The organism is Pseudomonas sp. LAIL14HWK12:I10 (assembly GCF_900184205.1).
In the GTDB taxonomy this organism is placed as follows: Bacteria; Pseudomonadota; Gammaproteobacteria; order Pseudomonadales; family Pseudomonadaceae; genus Aquipseudomonas; species Aquipseudomonas kermanshahensis.
This window is the reverse complement of sequence record NZ_FXWU01000010.1, coordinates 250,192-265,593: the sequence shown is the minus strand read 5'-3', so window position 1 is coordinate 265,593 and position 15,402 is coordinate 250,192. Positions and strand designations below refer to the sequence as shown.

General features: G+C 58.3%; 12 protein-coding genes. 2 read left to right on the top strand and 10 right to left on the bottom strand.

The window, feature by feature from the left end; all coding sequences use genetic code 11:
- Positions 1-70 precede the first annotated feature (70 nt).
- The 8 genes from QOS90_RS22110 to QOS90_RS22075 all read right to left on the bottom strand — a co-directional run bounded on the left by QOS90_RS22110 (position 71) and on the right by QOS90_RS22075 (position 10,824).
- Entirely contained in the window at positions 71-1,114 is a 1,044-nt protein-coding gene (locus tag QOS90_RS22110) for a phytanoyl-CoA dioxygenase family protein (RefSeq protein WP_085273752.1), read from the bottom strand.
- 3 nt (positions 1,115-1,117) lie between these two features.
- Positions 1,118-3,247 carry a capsule polysaccharide biogenesis protein gene (locus QOS90_RS22105; RefSeq protein WP_085273751.1) on the bottom strand — a complete coding sequence of 710 codons (2,130 nt, stop codon included), beginning with the start codon at positions 3,245-3,247 and terminating at the stop codon, positions 1,118-1,120.
- Positions 3,244-3,813 (bottom strand): GNAT family N-acetyltransferase, encoded by a 570-nt coding sequence (locus QOS90_RS22100; protein ID WP_085273750.1) that lies wholly within the window; start codon positions 3,811-3,813, stop codon positions 3,244-3,246. Before QOS90_RS22100 ends, QOS90_RS22105 begins: the two co-directional genes overlap by 4 nt.
- Positions 3,814-3,817: 4 nt before the next feature.
- Positions 3,818-5,539: an LTA synthase family protein gene (locus QOS90_RS22095; protein ID WP_256577478.1), complete on the bottom strand. Its 1,722-nt coding sequence runs from the start codon at positions 5,537-5,539 to the stop codon at positions 3,818-3,820.
- Positions 5,540-5,546: 7 nt separating this feature from the next.
- Positions 5,547-6,323, bottom strand: a complete 777-nt coding sequence (locus QOS90_RS22090; protein ID WP_027595982.1) for an SDR family NAD(P)-dependent oxidoreductase — start codon at positions 6,321-6,323, stop codon at positions 5,547-5,549.
- Positions 6,320-7,639 (bottom strand): capsule polysaccharide biogenesis protein, encoded by a 1,320-nt coding sequence (locus QOS90_RS22085; RefSeq protein ID WP_085273749.1) that lies wholly within the window; start codon positions 7,637-7,639, stop codon positions 6,320-6,322. Before QOS90_RS22085 ends, QOS90_RS22090 begins: the two co-directional genes overlap by 4 nt.
- A complete protein-coding gene (locus QOS90_RS22080; RefSeq protein WP_085273758.1) occupies positions 7,579-9,600 on the bottom strand; it encodes a capsule polysaccharide biogenesis protein in 2,022 nt (673 codons plus the stop codon). The genes QOS90_RS22085 and QOS90_RS22080 overlap by 61 nt, the downstream gene beginning before the upstream one ends.
- 183 nt (positions 9,601-9,783) lie before the next feature.
- Positions 9,784-10,824, bottom strand: coding sequence for a phosphotransferase (locus QOS90_RS22075; RefSeq protein WP_085273748.1), 1,041 nt, complete (start codon positions 10,822-10,824; stop codon positions 9,784-9,786).
- A gap of 282 nt (positions 10,825-11,106) precedes the next feature.
- Here QOS90_RS22075 and QOS90_RS22070 point away from each other — a divergent pair, with 282 nt between their 5' ends.
- Complete coding sequence (locus QOS90_RS22070) at positions 11,107-12,042, top strand: KpsF/GutQ family sugar-phosphate isomerase (RefSeq protein ID WP_085273747.1); 936 nt, start codon at positions 11,107-11,109, stop codon at positions 12,040-12,042.
- Between the two features lie 379 nt (positions 12,043-12,421).
- Positions 12,422-13,438 carry an XcbB/CpsF family capsular polysaccharide biosynthesis protein gene (locus QOS90_RS22065; RefSeq protein ID WP_143491084.1) on the top strand — a complete coding sequence of 339 codons (1,017 nt, stop codon included), beginning with the start codon at positions 12,422-12,424 and terminating at the stop codon, positions 13,436-13,438.
- A gap of 61 nt (positions 13,439-13,499) precedes the next feature.
- Here the strand turns inward: QOS90_RS22065 and galU are convergent, their stop codons facing one another.
- Together galU and QOS90_RS22055 are read right to left on the bottom strand one after the other, a co-directional pair.
- Positions 13,500-14,339 carry a UTP--glucose-1-phosphate uridylyltransferase GalU gene (gene galU, locus QOS90_RS22060; protein WP_085273745.1) on the bottom strand — a complete coding sequence of 280 codons (840 nt, stop codon included), beginning with the start codon at positions 14,337-14,339 and terminating at the stop codon, positions 13,500-13,502.
- Positions 14,340-14,398: 59 nt separating this feature from the next.
- On the bottom strand, positions 14,399-15,196 hold the full coding sequence (locus QOS90_RS22055) for a S1/P1 nuclease (protein ID WP_085273744.1): 798 nt from the start codon (positions 15,194-15,196) through the stop codon (positions 14,399-14,401).
- Positions 15,197-15,402: the final 206 nt, after the last annotated feature.

Sequence of the window (15,402 nt, the reverse complement as noted above, 5' to 3'; positions counted from 1 at the left end):
TGCTGCCACTGGCGTCTTCGCAGCACAAGGCTGCTCCTACAGGTCCGTGCTGACCGACGGGATAACCGCCTTAAATATGCGGCGACTCATAGGCATTCAGCTGCTCCACAAACCGCCAATGGCTCTTCTTGTCAAAACCCATCCAGCGCTTCAGGCGGATGTCCCAGCGCATGTGATGGTTGGCAATCCACGGCAGGGCAAACAGGTGCGCCCCGCGCCAAGGGATGAACGGGTTGCGCCGCAAGCTGGCGTAAATTTCTACCCGGTGGCTGGCCTGGTGGCTGGCGCAGCGGGCGTGGAAGCCGGATGTATCGGCCACCACCAGGGTATTGGCGGGCACCGCAAAGCGGCGCGGCTGCGGCAGGCCCAGGGCGGCGAGGTCGGGGGTGTCGATACGGAACGAGCCCTCGCGGTGCATCTGCTCGGTCGAGCGGGCAGCACCCAGGCTTTGCTGATACTCCCACGCCAGGCGCTCGGGCGTCAGGCGGTGCGACCCCGGCACATAACTGAACGGCCCCTGGTCGTCGGCCACGTCATCCAGGAATAACCACGCCTTGGCGGTGGGGTGGAAGGTGTCTGCGTGCAGGCGAGTTTGCGGGTCTTGGTCGGCATTGGCAGCATCGATGATGATCGACTGCAGCTGATAGGTAATGCCGCCCGTGTTGGACGATGCATAGGCAATCAGGTCGCGTACCCCACGGTCCGCCACAAACGCCGCGCTGGCCGGGTTGCTGGCCAGCACATCCTGATCAAGGCTGACCCGGCGGGTAACCGCACGCCCTTGGCGCATCTCCCAACCCGTGCTGCGCAAGGCACCCAACTCGGCGCGCAACGCCGCGAACTGGTCAGCGGGCAGGGCGTTTTCGCGGATGAAAAACCCGTTTTTCTCAAAATGCGCACGCTCGCCGGCATCCAGGCGCGATGCCAGGGCCTGGCGACGGTAGCTGGCCATGGCCATCGCCAATTGGCGACGCTGCACATGCAGGCCAAGCGCGTTGAGCCGCGCACTGCCGAGCACCGGGTTGTTCTCGAACGATTTCGCGTGGGTGGCCAGTTGCATGCAATGCCAGGGGAGCGCCGCATAGCGGCCGATGTCCTTGATCGATACGGGCATGTTCTAGTCCTTTGATGGGGCCAGTGGCCGGCCGCAGCCGAGCATGGTCCGGGAGTAATTGAGCAGCGGCGCCACGCGCCGGTGTTCGGCCAACCGCGCAGCGCGCGGCATCGACAGGCAAGCGAGGGCGTGCCAGGCATCGCAGGGCAAGTCTTGCTGAACGTCGGCATAGCTCGCATAGCGCATCAAGGCGCCGGCTACCAACTGGTCCAGGGTCAGGCGCCGGGTGCGGCGCGGCAGCGGCTGGTGGTCGTGGGTCAACCCCCAGCCGGCGTAGAACGGTGTGCCGTAGGTCACCACCGGCACGCCGCGCAGCAGCGCTTCGAAGCCAGCGGTGGAGCTCAAGGTGTGCAGCGCATCGACCTGGCCGTAGAGGCTGGCGATATCGACACCGCCCAACACCTGGTCAGCCAGGCCCGTCAGTAGCGCCGGGGCAACCTGGCCCTGGCGCTTGCCGGCCTCGACGTCCGGGTGGGGTTTGTAGATGATCCAGGCGTCCGGCAACTGCGCGCGCACCCGTTGCAGCAGGCGCAGGTTGCAGCCTGCGCCGCCGCCACTGCACAGCGCCGAAGCGTCATCTTCGACCTGGCCCACCACCAACACCCGTGCTTGGCCCGGCTGGCCCAGCAACGGCGGCACTGGCCCGCTGCGCAGGTTGAACTTGCTGGTGCCGCTGGCGACGATCTGCGCCCTTAACTGCGCGGCTTCGGCCAGGCTGGCGTCGTCGAAGTCGGTATTGAGCAGCAGCCATTCCAGGTCACTGTCCGACGCGGCGTCATAGTGAATGCCGCCACGGTCCAGCACCAACGACAGGGCCGGGCTGTTACTCACCCCCAACCCCGTGGACCGCATGAAGCCGTCCTCGACCCGCCAGATCGGCACCCCCTGCTGGCGGGCGCGTTCAGCCAGGCTGGCGGGCTCCCGCGCCGCCCACACCAGCAGCCGGCCGTTTTCTGCCGCCACCTGCTGCACCAGTTGCGGGCTATCCACGGTAAAGCGCAGCTGGCCCCAGCGGCTGGCAAAGAAGCGGCGAATGTTGTGCTGCTTGTGGCGCTTGACCCCCAGCACTGTGGTAGGCCCGGCAAATTCAGTGTCGCGTGCCTTTTTGCGCGCCAGCTGGCGAGCGACGGTCAGCGCATCGGTCAGCTGGCCGGTGAGCGGGTCGACATAGCGGCAATAACGGATGTACGCCGCCGCCACCAATTGCTCCAGGCTCGGCCGCGCCTGGCGACGGGGGATGGGCATGCGGTCGTCGGTCAGGCCCCAGCCAGCGTAAAACGGCAGCCCGAAGCAGGTCACCGCCACGCCTTGAATCAACGCCTCGAGCCCAGCCTGGCTGGTGCCCACATACACCCGCTGCGCCCGCTTGGCCAGCGACGCCCACGCCACTGGCCGTGCCTCCAGCGGCACGCCCCGGGCTTGCGCGGCGGCCAGCAGGCAGCTGGGTTTCTGCCCGCCCAGGCAGTCCGGGTGAATACGCACCCGCACATCGGCATCAGGGTGCTCGGCCAAAGCGACATCGAGCATGCGCACGTAGTCCGCTTCGCACAAACCGCCACCGGGGATCGAATAGTCGCCCGCCGTCTGGTCAACCACCAGCACCAACGGCCGCTCACGGCCCAGCGGGTCGTCTGCGGGCAGGTCCTGGGCATTGTTGTACTTGCCGATGCCCGTGCTGCGCATCAGCGAGATCAGTGCGTGCGCGCATTCCAGCTCGTGCTCGGTCAGCGCCTCGGGCTGTTGCAGGATGTTCTCGAGCAGCGAAGGCCGGTCTGCCAGGTAGTGAATACCTATCGGGTCAACCACCATCGACATCGGCGTGTCGCCTTCGATGCCCAGCGACGAAGACCGTAAAAAACCATCCTCCAGCGCGATATAAGGCAGCCCCCAGCGCTGGCACAACACGCGCGCCTGCGCAGAAGACTGTTTGTAGCCGATGCCGGCAATCGCCTTGAGCCCCTTCGGTGCCTTGCTACCCCGGCGCCAGAGCCAGAAGGGCGGGCCCTCGGGCCCAAGAAACTGCGGCAGGTGCAACACCTTCCAGGCAACCCACTGCGACATGATGCCGACCCAACCCGGGCCGTCCACCAGTGCTTGCAAGGCCACTGCTGCCGGCGCTTCAATACGGTTCATGGCACCCCCCGCCACATGCCACGCACCGGCGGGAACGGCACCCAACGCTTGCGGCGCAGGGCAAAGCCATTGTGCAGGTACAGCCGTTTGGCCCGTGGGTTGTTCAGCGGCACTTCCAGTTCGACCTGGGTAAAGCCCAGCTTGGCCGCATGCGTACAGCACGCCTGCACCAACGCCGCCCCCATGCCTTGCTGGCGAGCTGCTTTGCTCACGCGCAGCCCATACAACAAGAACGGGTAACGCCACTCGCGCAGCTCGCTCAGGCAAAACCCGGCAAAGCGCACCCAGCCACTGATTAGCCCGAACTCGCGAATGAACGGCCGCCAGTGCAACGCAAATGGCCCACGGCCGTCATGCTTCAAGGCGGCAAAACCCAGCGCCTGCTCGCCTTCGAAGGCCAGCAGCACGCGGTCCCAGTGGATGGCCCCGCCCAGCAGGCGATAGCGGCAAGCAGGGTTACCGATCAGAAACGCCAGCGAACCGCGCCCCTGGGTCAGCAACTGGGCCAAGGCAGGGTCTGCGGCACGCTCCGGCGCCAGGTCCGATCCCAGAACAATGCGCACCACGTCGTCAGGCTACCCCAGCCACGGCACTGTGCGCCGCCTGGCCCTGTGCGGGCGCCTGGGCGTGTGCCAGCAGTGCGCTGGACAGCTTGTGTACAGCGATGGGGCACGCTTGGCTGCCAGGCTGGCGCCGGTTGGACCAGATCAGGTAGTCAGTGTCGCCGGCCGGCGCGCCGACTGCCTGGTAAACCTCGGGCAGGATCGGTACATGGTCACCAAAGAAGCACAGCAGCGCCTCGTTCGGCTGGCTCAGTAACGTTTCGCGCAGCATGCCAAGCATGCGATCGGCATTGCCGATATGCCGCAGGTAAGGCGCCAGGTCTTGCATGCCCGGTTGCAACGGGCGGTCGAACCAGGCCGGCAGCTCGTGCTCGGCCACGCTTTCCAGGTGCAGCGGCCCGTGGTTTTCCATGGTGACCGCGTGGATGAACAACGGCTGAGTACGCCCAGGCGCCTCCAGCAGTTCGCGAATCTTCTGCGCCACCGCGCAATCGCCAATGAACGGCCCAGCCTTTTGCGACGGGTTGAACGCGCGCACATCGATGAACTCATCGAAGCCCAACGCCGGCAGCACTTTATTGCGGCCGTAGAACCCCCCGTCATACGGGTGAATGCACACCGTGCGATAGCCCAGCGCCTTCAGCCGCGAAGCGATGCTCGGCAAGCCCCGGCGCGCCAGTACGCGATAAGGGTTGAAACGGTGCACGCCAAGCCGCTCGGACGGTATGCCCGTGAGGTAGGCGAACTCGGTACGTACCGTGTTGGCCCCCCACGCCGCCACCTGCAGCTTGCCGCGCGCAAGTGCCTGGCTGGCCAGCACGTCATACTCGCCCAGCACCTCAGCCCGCACGCCAGGCCACAAGCCACGCACATCAAAGAACGACTCGCTCTGCACCGACACCAAGTCCGCCAGCCCATTCCCCGTGGGAGCGGCTTTGCCCGCGAATGCACCAGCCGCCCTGACACTACCCTCACAGTCAACCGGCGACCCCACCCCACCCCCATTCCCTGTGGGAGCGGGTTTACCCGCGAATGCACCAGCCGCCCTGACACTACCCTCACAGGAAACCGGCGACCCCAACCCATCCCCATCCCCTGTGGGAGCGGGTTTACCCGCGAATGCGCCAGCCGCCCTGACACTACCCTCACAAGCAAACGGCGACCCCAACCCAGCCTGATCAACCGGCGCCCGCGCCGCCCAAAAATACCGCCACAAACTAGCCGCCAACCCCCAGCCCCGCACATCGCGCTCGGCATCAAAGCTCGGCACCACCCGACGATGCCCCAACCGCAGCAACCCCAGGCCAATCACCACTGGCAGCAACGCCTCAACCCGCGCCCCCGGCACCTCGAAGCGCAAGCCCGCCCACAGGTAAACCAGAAACCCGACCGCCAGCACTGCCGCTTTACCAAACCCAAAGAACGGCAAATACAACCGCGGAAACTTCACCGCATCGCTGAAGTACTCGAAATCCGCACACACAAACGGTTCGCGCAGCGAGTGGTACTTCGAGTTGCTCACCAGCACGATCAGCACCCACAGCAACAGCAGGTTCACACCGCTGAACAGCGGCCGCGCGGTCAGCGCATACAGCAACCCAAACCCCACGCACCACAACCCCACATGCAGCATCCAGCAGTCAGCCGGGCGGCGCAGGGCAGGGCGGGGTATCAACAAGCGTTCGACCAGCACGGTCAGCATCAGGCCGATCAACGCAACCGGCAGCAGAGAAACATCAATCACTGTACTTCAGCCCACGCAGGATCATCGAAGAAAGCCACTGCGGGATCAGCCCCAGCAGCCAGGTGCCCAGGTTGAGCGGGAACGGAAAACTGATACGCGCCTGGTTCGCAGCCAACCCACGCTTGATGCGCTTGGCCGCTTTTTCGGCGGTCCACAAAAACGGCTTGGGCCCCGGCATTTCGAAGCACATCTTCGATTCCACGTAGCCCGGCACGATCACATTCACCTTCACCCCTTCCGGCGCCAGCCAATCGCGGATCGCTTCGCCATACACCCGAATCGCCGCCTTGCTGGCACTGTAGGTAGGCGTCACCGGCAGCCCACGCCAGCCCGCCAGCGAGCTGAACAGCGCAATCTGCCCATGGCCCCGGCTGCGCATGGCCGGCAGCGCGGCTTCCACAGTGGCCAGCGCCGCCATCACATTCACCTCGAGCAACGCCCGGCTGTCGTCCCAGCACTCGGCCTCGCCATTGGCGCCCACTGCCGTGTTGAGCCCGGCACCAACCAGCACCAAGTCTGGCTGATGCGCCTCGCTGACCCGCCGCACCATCGCCCGCAGGCCATCCAGGTCGCGCACGTCGATGGCTTCCAGCAGTACCTCGGCGCCCAAAGCGCGGCACTGCTCGGCCATCTCATCCAGGCGGTCCAGGCGCCGGCCTTGCAGAATCAGCGTCACGCCCGGCGCAGCATAGGCAGGCGCCAGCGCGCCGCCGATGCCGCCGGTGGCGCCGGTGATGAGGATGCAGCGGGGTGAAGCGGTGTGGTTCATAGGTATTTTTCGATTCTTGAAGTTTTCGCCATCAGCACTTCGAGGCAATTGGTGACCGCCATGTCGATGCCGCAGCCGGTGTAGAAACCGCCGTTGACCTGGGTGGTGTGGATGACTGTGTTGCGAAAACGATGAAAGAGCTTGATGTCTGGCATGTCCGGGGATTGCCAGAAATCGGCCAGCGCGCCTTGGTGAGTCAGGCCGGGCATGGCGTAGATTGGGTCGGCCAGCGTGATGGTTGGGCGGCCGTGGAGGATGGCTGATGCGCCGGCGGTGCTGTTGATGGTAATCATGCCGGTGATGTGAGAGAGCAATGTCGGCATGTGCCCGCTCTCCATGAATACGACGCGGTCTGCCACATCGTACTCGCGCGCCAGCGCTTCGGTGACCTTGCGGTAGTTGACTAGCCCCGGTGTCAACGGGTGGTTTTTGATCAACAGGCGTGCGTTGAACGGCGCGTTCAGCGAAAACGAGTCGATCACATGCCTGATGACCTGGGTCATGTTGGAGAATGGCGAGTGATCGCGAATCTGCGCATCACTGTCCAGTTGCAGCGGTAGTAAGAACGTTGGTTGGCGCTCACGGGCAACATCGGCCACGAGTGCGTCGTCGCGGCTGCGAGCGAGCAAAAGACGCAAGCCCTGGCGAATGAACCCCGCGTATTCCACTGCAGCGTTAAACGGCGCGTGGGTCTGGTATTTCGGGTAGAACAGCGGGTTCAACGCTCCGCTGGCGTGATACAGCACGTCGTGTGCCGCGCGGGCGGCAAAAGACAGCTTGAACGCGTTGCCGTTCTGGTAGCGGGGGATGTACTTGCCCACTTCGCGGTACCAGTCGGGGTCCCTTGGCAAGCGCGAGTTGTTATTGACGCCATCGCGCTCCAGGGTGATCCAGTACGGGCGGAAGTAGCCTTCCTCGAACACGTGCACACGAATGCCCTGCAACCGGGCCAGCTTCACTGCGGTGCGGTGCACGGGGCGGCAATCGCCGAACAGCACCAGGTCGGTGATGTCGAGCTGGCGAAAGACATGGGAATACCAAGCATCCAGGTCTTCAGCCTTTTGCGGGCAACTCATGTTTGGGCCATCAGCACCGTAAAGTTCGTCACCGACATTGAAACGTACACTGTGCACAGTTTGGCCAATGTCACGCAGCCCTTTGGCCAGGCGGCTGAAGAAAGGCGAACTGACACCCTGCAGGAACAGAAAATTGTGCGTAGGGATGCGCAGCAGTGGACCACGCGTCGCCCTCGTATTCAGCCGGTCGGGCGCTTCATGCCCAACAAACTGCTCAAGCGTCGTTTCAAGTCCTGCCATCTGGAGATTGCTCCGAGCTGCGGTAGCCCATGCCAATGTTGTAATTCGTAGAGAGTCTGTTCAGCAGTGGTAAAACGATTGGTGATGCGACTGACATAGGTGGGGTAGAGCAAAAGTGTTCCCGCTACCAGTTGATCAAGTGTCAATTTTCGCGACCTTCGCGCTTGAACCTGCGGTTCCAGTTCACGATCGTCGGTTAGCCCCCAGCCGGCATAGAACGGCTGCCCGTAGGTCGTTACAGGTACGCCGCGCAACAGCGCTTCGAAACCCGACTGCGACGTCAGTACATGCAATTCGTCAACCACTTCCAGCAACTGCTGCAGCGGCGTGTTGCCAATCACCTCATTGCACCAGTGAACTGTTTGCGCTTCGTCATCGCCCTCGGGTCGTGTGCCGGCGAGTACCTCTGGGTGCGGCTTGTACAGCACCCAGGCCAAGGGATTGGCCTCACGCACTGCACGTAGCAGTTGGAGGTTGCTGCGAATGCGCGCGCTGCCGTAGCGAATGGAGGCATCTCCCTCGACCTGGCCGGTGACGAGAATGACGCGTTGCGCCGCTGGAGGACGCTGCCAGGCAGTACCGGGTAGATTGTATTTGGTCAGGCCAGCACTACAGATGGCCATCCGCAAGTCTGCGGCGCGACTCAGGAGGGCGTGATCAAAGCTGCCGCTGGCGAGAATCTGCTCCAAGCGAGAGGGGCGAGTAGCGTCGTAGTAGATACCCAGGTCATCAACCACCCATGACAATGGTCGTGCTTTACCTGCGCCCAAGCCAACAGAGCGCAGAAAACCGTCTTCAACACGGTTAACCTGTTGTGGGTGGGCATGGAGTTCGGCGTCGTGTTTACAGCCCCAAGAGACGACGGGTAGCGACGGCGAAAGAGGCTTCTTTGGTTTGATGAAGCGAATCGCGCTGCCGTCGAAAAACAGTTTAGCCAGTGGCATTTTCCAGCGACTGAAACCACAGATTTGTACTTGTGGGGGCATTAAGCTGCGGTGATGTCGCTGTAGGCCTAGCCAGTTAATGAGTGCTTCTGGCGTGCAAGAGTCGCCGCGCTCCGGACAGACATATCGCGGATAGCGCACCAAACTGGCATGGATCAACTGTGCCAGGCACACGGGTGTGCGTCGATGAGGGGCAGGGAGGCGATCATCTGTCAGCCCCCAGCCGGCATAGAAGGGCATGCCCCACGTGTGTACCTGCACGTTCCAGAGCAGGGCGTCGAAGCCCAGTTGCGAGGTCATTACGTAAACTGCTCGTACGCGCGGCATCAACTCAGCGGGATGAATGTTCTGAGCAAGGATCCGGACCCGCGGGTGCTTGGCCACTTCGGTCAAGTCAAAGTGTCCTGTTTTTCGGCGTGCGACGACGTCGGGATGCACTTTGAGCAAGATGGTGTGTAGGGGGTAGCGGGCTAACGCCGCATCGAGCATCGCCTTGAAGTCGGCGGGCCCAGCACCTTGAAGTGAGGCATCGCCCCGGGTTTGGTCGGCGACCAGTACACAGTCGTTGGGAAGTGTCGGTGTCTCGATTCTGGCGTCGTTGTATTTTGATACCCGATTTCGCTGCCATAGTGCCTGAAGCGAAAGTGCACGCGCATGTTCTTCGGGCGAGAGTGGCTTGACGATGAGTTGCTCCAGGCGAGAAGGGTGCCCGGAATCGTAATAAACACCGACGTCATCGACGATCAATGAGAGTGGTGGGTCGTCCGCACCCAAACCGACCGAGCGAAGGAAGCCATCCTCCAGAGTCAAGACAGGTTTGCCCGCTTTCTTAGCCTCAGCAATGGCCTGAAGTGCACTAGGTTTACGGCCCCATGCCATTACCCAGTCCGTTTTCACGACATCACCCACGACACCGCTCTGCAGCGAAAAATCAGGCAGCAACGAGGGCAAAGTAGTGATCTGCTGAGCTCCCTTTGAGAGGATCAGCAGGCGTGGGCGAGGCAGAGCATCATCCATAAACGTGGAGCGGCGTTCCATGCGTCGGACAGCTGAGGGCTAAAAGCCCTTAGGGTCCAGTGAATTTTGAGGTCGCGAATCTTAATACAAATTCACGTTCATAGGATGACCCAAGTCGAAAATTTCCGATGAAATCCGAAGATTCCTACAGTTCCCCACGGATGACATCAAAATGATATCTGTTCACAGCAGAGTCAGCAGGTACTCGTATTTTTCTAGCAGCAGCGGCATGCGATTCTGCTCTTGGTATTCCTTGATGGTTTCTGGGCGCAGGCAGTGGTAAAGCGCAGTCTGCAAGAAGACATAGCGCTGGTTGCGTAATGCGTCTTCCTGGTCGAAGTGGGGAGCCAGCGCTTCACGGTAGGCTTTTTCGAATTGGGCTTGAGCTAAAAGGAACTCTGACATCTCCTTACGTCGGAATAGGCTACCCAGATAGGCGCCGCCGTCGAACCCGATCCTTCCAATTTTGGCCTCACTCCAATCGATGAGATAAAGGCGACGCTTGCGTATGAACAGGTTTTTGCGCAAATAGTCCATGTGGCTTATGCATCGGGGGCTGCGCCTTGCCTGAGATGCCAGCGTGCGAATTACGGGGGCAAATGCTCTGAGACGCTGCGCCAGCCCAGTAAATCGGGAGTCTTCGCGAGCCAAACGCTCTAGCTCAGGCAGGCAGCGTGTGAAGTTGAAACGTGGGCGCAATAGGAACCAAGGACGGAAAAAGTCCATGCTCCATAAGAGCAGGGTCTGATTTCGTGGCATTGCCTCGATGTAGGCGCTACTTCGTTCCTCTTGCTCGGCGATGCCTCGCCCCAAATGGCGGCCGATGGATTGCATACGGGGAGGGCGCCCTCGAATGTAGCGAGTGAAGATCAGGCTTTCCCATGGTGTCTCGATCACGCCTAGGCAGGGCGGATAGCGGAAATAGACGCTGCCTTGGAGCATCCCCTCAGCGCGGTGGAATCGTGCTTCCTGACTGCCAATGAATGCCACCTTGCGTATCGATTTCTCCACTACATCCATCGGTTTGCCGGTGATGGGGTCAATCAGGCGATGGAACCGAACATAGTTGACGAATGAGGCATTCGACTCCAGGTCGCGGCTGTGAATTGTCAGGGGGAGCCCGCCCCACTGAGGCATCAAGGTGTGGATATGGTGCTCGAGTGAAGCTCGCTGCCAGCGGAAGAAGGTCTTATGTTGGGCAGAGGGCTGGGTAGGGGCAGTCATTAGCTGTAGTCAGGTATAGCCGGGGGTCCGACCTGTATTTTTAAGGGGGCGGTATGCTGCGTCATAAGAGAACCACGCACAACGAAAAGTTTCGCAGCGCGGTCAATTGCTTGATGGCACAAGGCTAGTCTTAATGCCTGATTTTTGGGCGAATAGGGCGTAGGATGAAGCCTGAAGCCCGGTAGTCTGATTCCGGATCGTTCAGGAGAGCTTATCTTTGCTTAATGTTGCAAACCCCTTAATATTCGTGCCCTTGCAAACCTGCAGCATTCAGGGACGGACATGAATCATCTCACCATTGCCAAAGAAGCCCTCATCGCTCAAGCCCAGGCTGTCAGTCAGCTGGCTGACCGAATCGACGGGGAGTTTCAGAGTGCTGTCGACCTCATTCTTGCCTGTAAAGGGCGTACGGTCGTCTGCGGTATGGGCAAGTCCGGGCTTATCGGTCAGAAGATGGTGGCCACCTTCGCGTCTACCGGGACGCCCAGTTTCTTCCTTCATCCGGCTGAGGCCTTCCATGGCGATTTGGGAATGCTCAAGCCAGTCGATGTGCTTATCCTGATTAGCTACAGCGGCGAGACCGAAGAATTAATTAAGCTGATTCCTAGCCTGAAGTCTTTTGGTAACAAATTTATTGCAATGACTGGCAATGGGCAGTCAACACTAGCTCGGCATGCTGACATCTGGCTGGATATCTCTGTCGAGCGAGAAGTATGTCCGAACAACCTTGCACCCACCACTTCCACCATCGCCACCATGGCCATGGGGGATGCATTGGCAGTTGCGTTGATCGAGGCCATCCAGTTCAAACCGATGGACTTTGCTCGTTATCACCCTGGCGGTAGCTTGGGCAGAAAGCTCTTGACTCGTGTGTCAGATGTTATGCACAGCCCGGCTCCCTTCGTCAGTCCGTCCACCAGCTTCCATGACTGTCTGCTGATGATGACGCAGGGCCGCCTTGGCCTCACGTTGGTGAGTGACGAAGGGCGTCTGGTAGGGATCGTCACTGACGGAGACCTGCGCCGCGCTTTGCTAGATAACCCGGGGGTGGTAGGGGAGAAGGTTTCGGCGTTCATGACGGCTACGCCACACGAGATTGCCTCTGATGCGTTGATATCTGAGGCTGAAGGATACATGCATGAAAACAAGATCCGCGCGTTGGCGGTGAGAGATGCTTTGACGGGCGAAGTGAGCGGGATTGTGGAGATTTTTGACTGATCCCGAGGTATCAAAGGGCGTGTTTCAGCGTGTTCGAGCGCGCCTTTCGTCTATGGTTGTGAGCTGTAGTATTGCGGTTGACCCTGATTTTTTGGAAGCAGTGCTTGCCTGATACATAAACTGAAATATTCGGTGCCCTATGATCAATTCAGCTCAGTGATGACTATAGATCTTAGAGTGTCGATATTCGGAGGGTCAGGATAATGTTTCTAGTTGCCTTATTCGCGATCGCAATGATTTTTCTCTGCTCCAGCCTTGGGTGGTTATTGCATTTGGATGACTGTGAGGACTTTTAATGTCCAGTCGAGGGGTGCCCTTGACTTGAGCTAGGCACGCCCTGATACTCGTAGCTTTGCGGGCTTCGAGGTTTGGGTTTGGTATGGCGGTGAAATCGAAAAAAGTTGTACTAGGCTGTAATGTGAGTGATGCATTGTCGGATATTGGTGCATACAACTACTTTATGGTTGATCATTCGGCCTATCCTTCCTGTGATAATCTACTACATGTAAGTCGAAAAGACCCTGGCGCTAAAGAGTTGGTAGTTGCACTCGCTAATGCGGGTTTTAGTCTTTATAAATCGGAAGAGCATGTTTCGAAATTTGTTAGGAATAGCGAAATCGCAAATTTCTGGCATCGAGTAAAGGAAGGTGACTTTCTAACCTCAGACGGTCTGGTTTATCAGGTCGATCTTCCGGCAAATCCAGCGGTTTCTAAACTTTTGGTTGTTTTTTCCTCCATTGGTGAGGACATATTTATGTCTAGCCTGATGAGGATGTTTACCTTTAATTTTAAATCTATTGCTAAGTACATTCCAGCCGATGCCGCTGTTCTGCGAATTGCTGATGTTGGATCTGTGGTGGGAAGCTTCTATCTGAATAATAATTCGGATCGGACGTTCGGTGATCGTGTGACGGCCTTGATTCACAAGGTGAGTGATGATCTGAGGGTCTCTGCGGAAAACGTGACGTTGTACGGAGCGTCCAAGGGCGGAACCGCTGCGCTATATCATGGCGTCACAGGTGGGTTTAATGCGGTTGTTGTAGATCCAATAGTCTCAGATGAGTATTATGAGAGAGTTTTTGCGGACTCACATTTTACGCAGGGCACTTTTCCAGAAACTAAACAACAAACGTTCTCAAGGATTCTTGAGTCGGACAGGCTGTTGAAGCAGAAGATTTCGATTGTCTATTCAGCTCGTTCGCCGCAGTACAGTTACATTGGTAGTATTGTTCGTGAGTCGAAGCTGGGGAGGCAGTTCAATTATTTGAATTCGTTGAACCCTTTGATTAATGACCATCCTGATGTGGGCGTGCAGACTGTGAATATTGCTGTAATGCTAATCAATATGTCCATGTATCACCTTAAGCCAGACACTTATAATATAGAGGTTGTTTGACGCCTATTGGCGACTGCGTTCATTGTATGGAGTGGGGCCATCGGTGATGGCCCCTGTTCTATTAGTAGGCCTTGCCTGCTTTGTAGTAGTTCTCGAAGCAGAAGTTTGTTGCGTCAATGTACCCCTCTGCGCCCCCGCAGTCGAAGCGTTTGCCCTTGAACTTGTAAGCGATTACGCAACCGTTTCGTGCCTGTTTCATCAGGGCGTCAGTAATCTGAATTTCGCCACCTTTTCCAGGTTCAGTATCTGCGATGATGTCGAAGATGTCTGGGGTGAGTATGTAGCGTCCGATAATCGCTAGGTTGGACGGTGCGTCCTCCGGTTTCGGTTTTTCGACCATATTGGTGACGCGGAAGATATCGTCACGGATCATGTCGCCAGCAATAACTCCGTATTTATGGGTCTCTTGCGGGTCGACTTCCTGAATCGCAACGATTGAGCAGCGGAACTGTTTGTACAGTTTAACCATTTGCGTTAAAACACCATCACCTTCAGGGTTGACGCACAGGTCATCTGCCAGCACGACGGCGAATGGCTCATCACCGATCAGTGGGCGGCCTGTCAAGATTGCATGGCCTAAGCCCTTCATCTCAGTCTGGCGAGTGTACGAGAAGCTGCACTCCGAAAGCAGCCGACGGATACCTACCAGGTATTTTTCCTTATCGGTACCCTTGATTTGATTTTCCAGCTCATAGCTGATGTCGAAATGGTCCTCAAGGGCACGCTTGCCGCGGCCAGTGACAATGGAAATTTCGCTTAAGCCAGCGTCCAGTGCTTCTTCTACGCCGTACTGGATGAGAGGTTTGTTTACAACCGGCAGCATTTCCTTAGGCATTGCTTTGGTGGCTGGCAAAAAACGAGTGCCATAACCAGCGGCCGGAAATAAGCATTTCTTGATCATGAGTAACCTTAAATTGAGTGGCGCGAAATCTCAATGACTAGAGTTTTCGGTGGAGTGAATCATTTGAAAATATCATTCAGTACGTTGCCGAGCCGCAGGCCAGCGGCCAATAGTCGCTCGTCAACGATTTCCATATTTTCCTTGTAGTAATCCTTATCCAAGGAAATGGGGCGTCTAGATTTAGCTAAAGCATAGTTATCTCCATATATTATGCGTTTGGCAATGTCATGGCTCTCCATTGCCCATTGTTCTGGGGTGCCTTGTTGCACGGTTTTGTGTTTGGCAAGTAGTCGTTTAGCTATGGACTCGGGGCTCTGCTTAGAGCTTCGTATGATGATGGTATCCCAAACTTTGTGGAGTTCCCATTTCTGTCGGCTGGGCTGGGTGCGCATCGCGCCGGTTTCTTGTATCCCATGCAAAGGTTGGTGAACGTCTCCAATGTAGTGGACGAGAAACTTCAGAGCGCGCTGTTGCTCTATGGGGTCGGAGTCTTCGCGTCTGCCATCCTTTAATTCGCTCTCGGCTTTCAGGATGCCATAGACAACACATTTGTACTTCCCAGAACAGTCGCGTTTAGCTGAGTAACTTGTAGCTTTGAATGGGATTTTAACAACGTGGCTGATCTGAGGGCCAGGCTCTTTACCGCGAATTTTGTCGGCCCATGATGCAATGTCGGATATTTTGCCATTGGCATCTCGATGCATGATGATATCAATGCCGGCCCTGGCTTCCGGGGTGAGTTGTTGCTCGGCGATTAGAGCCACGACTTTGTGTCCTTCGACACCCCACCCGAACGAATGCTGGCAATAGGCCATGGAGAGGAGTGCGATAAGGGCTATTTTAAATCGATTGAGCATTTGGCCTCCTTTGGGCTGCCCAGGAAAGTCAATAAGCAGGCGCCATTAAATTGACGCACATTATCCTTTCCTGTTTAATTCATTGCGTGGCTAGGGTATCATTCATCGAAGATGAAGCAAGTCCGAATGAGAAGGACATCACGTTTTGAAAATTTCAGGGCTTTTAGTTTTCGCCGCTTCATCGGGTTGGAGCGTTTAGTAGAAAT

Coding starts and splice junctions, on each gene's coding strand:
- QOS90_RS22110 (WP_085273752.1), bottom strand. CDS start 1,114: ATGCCCGTATCGATCAAGGACATCGGCCGCTATGCGGCGCTCCCCTGG.
- QOS90_RS22105 (WP_085273751.1), bottom strand. CDS start 3,247: ATGAACCGTATTGAAGCGCCGGCAGCAGTGGCCTTGCAAGCACTGGTG.
- QOS90_RS22090 (WP_027595982.1), bottom strand. CDS start 6,323: ATGAACCACACCGCTTCACCCCGCTGCATCCTCATCACCGGCGCCACC.
- QOS90_RS22085 (WP_085273749.1), bottom strand. CDS start 7,639: ATGGCAGGACTTGAAACGACGCTTGAGCAGTTTGTTGGGCATGAAGCG.
- QOS90_RS22080 (WP_085273758.1), bottom strand. CDS start 9,600: ATGGATGATGCTCTGCCTCGCCCACGCCTGCTGATCCTCTCAAAGGGA.
- QOS90_RS22075 (WP_085273748.1), bottom strand. CDS start 10,824: ATGACTGCCCCTACCCAGCCCTCTGCCCAACATAAGACCTTCTTCCGC.
- QOS90_RS22070 (WP_085273747.1), top strand. CDS start 11,107: ATGAATCATCTCACCATTGCCAAAGAAGCCCTCATCGCTCAAGCCCAG.
- QOS90_RS22065 (WP_143491084.1), top strand. CDS start 12,422: ATGGCGGTGAAATCGAAAAAAGTTGTACTAGGCTGTAATGTGAGTGAT.
- galU (WP_085273745.1), bottom strand. CDS start 14,339: ATGATCAAGAAATGCTTATTTCCGGCCGCTGGTTATGGCACTCGTTTT.
- QOS90_RS22055 (WP_085273744.1), bottom strand. CDS start 15,196: ATGCTCAATCGATTTAAAATAGCCCTTATCGCACTCCTCTCCATGGCC.